The following is a 3,765-nucleotide window of genomic DNA, read 5'->3' as shown; positions in this document are numbered from 1 at the left end:
TCGACGCACCCCGCGGCCATGCCGGCCCGGATGTCGCGGGCGCGCAACCGGCCCTCCATCGGCCACATCACCTCGTGCAGCCAGCGCAGCAGCGGCAGGTCCCCGCCCGCGCCGCGCAGCGCGATCATCGGCGTGTGCGCGTGGGTGTTGACCAGCCCCGGCATCAGCAGGCCGGGCAGCGCCCTCACGGGAGCGTCCGACGGCGGGGCGTCCGCCCGCGGCCCGACCCAGGTGATCCGGCCGTCCGTGACGTCCACGACGGCATCGCGCAGCACCGAGCACCCGGGGTCGCACGGCAGCACGACCGGGGCCGTGAACCGTGTGCCGCTCATCGGCGGGGTTCGAGCAACGAGCGCAGCGACCGGAACGGCGGGAGCCAGGCACCCGTGTCGGGCAGCGAGTCCAGCGTGATGCGCGGCAGCGGCTCGCGGAAGACACCCTCGATGTCCTCGAGGTCCACGAAGTCGATCGTCTCGGAGGACAGCGCGAACGTCGCGTGCTCGCGGAACCCGATGACGGTGACCGTGATCCCGTGCCCGACGAGCTTCTCCAGCGGCTCGCGGAAGGCCCGCCCGTCACCGGAGGCGACGACGACGTGGTGCAGCGTGCCCTCCTGCTCGCGCATCGCGATGTGGGCGAGCATGTCGTCGTCGATGTCGGAGTCTTCGCTGATCTTCGGCTTGGCGAAGACCGCGAAACCGACGTTGCGCAGGGCCTCCACCCACGGGCGGACGACCTCCGTGCTGCCCGGCACCACGTTGGTGAACACGGTGGCCTCGGCGATCGCGGTCGGGCCCGCCAGCTCCAGGAGCCAGCGCCCGACCGCGTCGAACCGGGGCCGGAACGCCGCCGTCGGCCGGGCTCCCAGCAGGGTGCCCAGGCTCATGTCCATGTTCGGGGCGTCCCACACCAGCAACACCCGGGGCGGGGGGCCCGCGGGGACGTCGGTGCTCATGGGCGGCGGTCCGGGGTCATGCCCGCGACCCTATCCAGCCTCCTTGGACGCGTGCGACGTCGCCGGACAGACCGCCGCACCGGGCGGGGGCAGGAACGCCGGCCGGAGGTCGGGATCCGGCTCGTCGTAGTAGCGGTGGTAGACGGGCGTCAGCGCGCCCGACACCGGGGGGACGATCCAGCTCCAGTCCGCGGGGCACCCCCGACCGGCCTTCTTCTCGCGGGAGATGTGGGTCAGGAACCGCTGCGACTCCGTGTGGTGGTCGGCCATCGTCACGCCCGCCTCGTCGAAGGAGTGCGTGACGGCGCGCACCAGCTCGACCAGCGCCCGGTCGCGCCACATCGTGCGCTGGGTGCTCGTGTCGAACCCGAGGCGGCGGGCGATGACGGGCAGGAGGTCGTAACGGTCGGCGTCGCAGAGATTGCGCGCCGCGATCTCGGTGTTCTGGTACCAGCCGTTGAACGGCGCGGCGGGGAAGCGGACGCCCCCGATCTCCAGCGGCATGTTGCTGATCGCGGGCACGGCGTGCCAGCGCAGCCGCAGGTCGGCGAACCAGTCGTACTCGGGATGGGTGATCGGCACCTCGAGGACGGCGTCCGCGGGGACGTCGAAGAGCTTCGGCGGACCCTCGTCCGAGATCATCAGCGGCAGGACGTCGAACCGGCCGGGCGGCTCCGGACGTGCCCAGCCCAGCGCGGTGACCTCGTCGGTGAACTCGGCGTAGCGCCCGTCCCCGCGGATCCGGCCGTCCCCCACGCGGTGGCCCGCGTAGCGGACGAGCTGCTCGTTGTGGATGCGTGGCCCCGGCCAGCCGGGACGGTCCGGCGCGAAGACCGTGATGGTCGGGCGGATGTCGCCGCCGCGGGTGCACTCGCGCAGATGCTCGATGCAGCCGTCGGCGACCTCCGCGGGATCGCGCACCCGGCGCAGGTCGCGCACCTTCAGGCTGCGCCAGTAGAGGCGCCCGATGCAGCGGGCCGAGTTGCGCCACGCCACGCGGGCGCCGTAGGCCAGCTCGTCCGGGGTGTGGACGTACGTGCCGGTCTCGTCGATGTCGGTCAGCACCTGGCGGATCCGCCGGTCGTGCTCGTCCGACCGGCCCGTCTCCTCGTGGAACCGCGCGAGGAACTCCTGAGCCGCGGCCGGTTCCACGGGCGGCGGATCGACCTGCTCGGACGGGGCGGCGGACCGGGGAGCGGGGATGGCTGAACCCGACAGGAAACGCAAGGCGCTGCGCGACGACGCCGGCACTGACACCACCAGACATTGATCTCGCTCGGCAATTCACATGGCCCCCGAGGGAGGCCGCGCAAGTATTACCTGATTACTATCCGTGGTCGTTATCCCGCCCGTTCGGTCGCCTTCGGTACAGGAGGTCCCTGATCGGGCGTCCCTCGATCAGGGCACGCTCCTCGAACTTCGTCACCGGCCGCCACGCCGGTCGCTCCACCCAGCCGCCCTCCAGGGCCGGCTCGGCCCCGCACACCTCGTGCATCTGCGTCGCGTAGTCCAGCCAGTCCGTCGCCAGATGCAGCGTCGCCCCCGGCCGGAGCCGGGAGGCCGCGAGGGCCGCGAAACCGGCCTGCACCAGGCGCCGCTTGCGGTGGCGGCGCTTCGGCCACGGGTCCGGGAAGAACACCCGCACGCCGTCCAGCGACCCGGGGGCGATCACCGACCGCAGCAGCACCACCGCGTCCCCGCGCAGCAGCCGCAGGTTCGCGAGCCCCGCCGCCTCGATCCGCATCATCAGCTGCGCGAGGCCCGGCTCGAAGACCTCGACGGCGAGATGGTCCGTCCCCGGTGCCGTCGCCGCCAGCGCCGCCGTCGACTCACCCATCCCCGACCCGATCTCCAGCACCAGCGGCGCCGAGCGCCCGAACCAGGCCTGCGGGTCGTACCCCAGCGGCCGCTCCACCAGATCGGCGACCTCGTGGCCCAGCACTGGCCACAGCCGCTCCCACGCGTGGCGCTGGCCGTCGGTCAGCCGGTTTCGCTGGTGGACGAAGCTCGTGACCTCCCGGCTGAAGGGTGGGCGGGGTTCACGCGTCACGGGCTCGGTCGGCGAGGTCACTGCTGCTCCTGAAGCGGGGCCGGCGGGGCGTCGGGAAAGCCTACGCCGGGGGTCGTGACCGTTCCGTGACCGGAGTGGGGTAGCCGTACCGATTCCCCGCGCGTCCGGATGGCCCATCCTCGGCGCATGCACGCGTCGGACCGTCCCGGTGACCAGCTCGAGAGGCTCGCCACGGAGGTGGGTGAGATCGGCAGGCGGCTGGACCGCATCGGGGCCGAGCTCCTCGCGCTGCGGGCGCAGGATCGCGGGGTCGGCGTGCCGACCGCAGGGGGGACGGCGGGGGGCGCGGCGGCGAGCCCGGGGGACCCCGTCGGCGCGGGAGCCGCGGGCGGGGGGACCGTCCCCGTCGGCGCGCCGGTGCCGCCGCCCGGCGGCTGGGGACCCCGGGTTCCGCCGCAGCAGTGGGGCCCGTGGGGTCCGCCGCCCGCCGCCGCACCCCCGGCGGGGCAGTGGCCCGGCCCCTGGCCGCCGCCCGCGGGCCTCGGCGGGGGGCGGCCGGGCCCGGTGGCAGGCCCTGTCCCGCCCATCGGCCCGCACCCGGCACCGCCCGCACCGAAGCGCTCGTCGCTCTCGGTCGCGACGCTGCTGCCGTGGACGGGCGGCGCGCTCACACTGATCGGCGTCGTGTCGCTCGTGGTCCTCGCCGTGCAGCGCGGCTGGTTCTCCCCGGAGGCCCGGATCGTCCTCGGCGGCGTGCTCGGCGCCGCCCTGATCGGCACCGGCATGTGGCTGCACCGCC

General features: G+C 74.2%; 4 protein-coding genes and 1 pseudogene. 1 reads left to right on the top strand and 4 read right to left on the bottom strand.

Going from position 1 to position 3,765, the window contains the following annotated elements; genetic code table 11:
- From AB7J25_RS30470 to trmB, 4 genes are all read right to left on the bottom strand, one after another.
- On the bottom strand, positions 1 to 332 hold a 332-nt coding region (locus AB7J25_RS30470), incomplete at its 3' end, for an amidohydrolase family protein (RefSeq protein ID WP_428514817.1).
- The gene (locus AB7J25_RS30465) at positions 329 to 955 is read right to left on the bottom strand and encodes an NYN domain-containing protein (RefSeq protein WP_428514815.1); all 627 of its coding nucleotides are present in this window, start codon (positions 953 to 955) and stop codon (positions 329 to 331) included. The genes AB7J25_RS30465 and AB7J25_RS30470, both read right to left, overlap by 4 nt.
- 30 nt (positions 956 to 985) lie before the next feature.
- A complete protein-coding gene (locus tag AB7J25_RS30460) occupies positions 986 to 2,158 on the bottom strand; it encodes a nitric oxide synthase oxygenase (RefSeq protein WP_428514819.1) in 1,173 nt (390 codons plus the stop codon).
- Positions 2,159 to 2,282: 124 nt separating this feature from the next.
- Entirely contained in the window at positions 2,283 to 3,026 is a 744-nt protein-coding gene (gene trmB / locus AB7J25_RS30455) for a tRNA (guanosine(46)-N7)-methyltransferase TrmB (RefSeq protein WP_428514813.1), read from the bottom strand.
- Positions 3,027 to 3,152: 126 nt separating this feature from the next.
- Here trmB and AB7J25_RS30450 point away from each other — a divergent pair.
- Positions 3,153 to 3,765: pseudogene (locus AB7J25_RS30450) on the top strand (hypothetical protein); the annotation flags it as partial.

The organism is Pseudonocardia sp. (assembly GCF_050246655.1).
GTDB lineage: Bacteria > Actinomycetota > Actinomycetes > Mycobacteriales > Pseudonocardiaceae > Pseudonocardia.
The sequence above is the reverse complement of the archived record's forward strand: the minus strand, read 5'-3'. Positions and strand labels throughout refer to the sequence as shown.

Bases quoted from the DNA above. Each gene is read 5' to 3' on its own strand.
- AB7J25_RS30465 (WP_428514815.1), bottom strand. From the start codon at position 955: ATGAGCACCGACGTCCCCGCGGGCCCCCCGCCCCGGGTGTTGCTGGTG.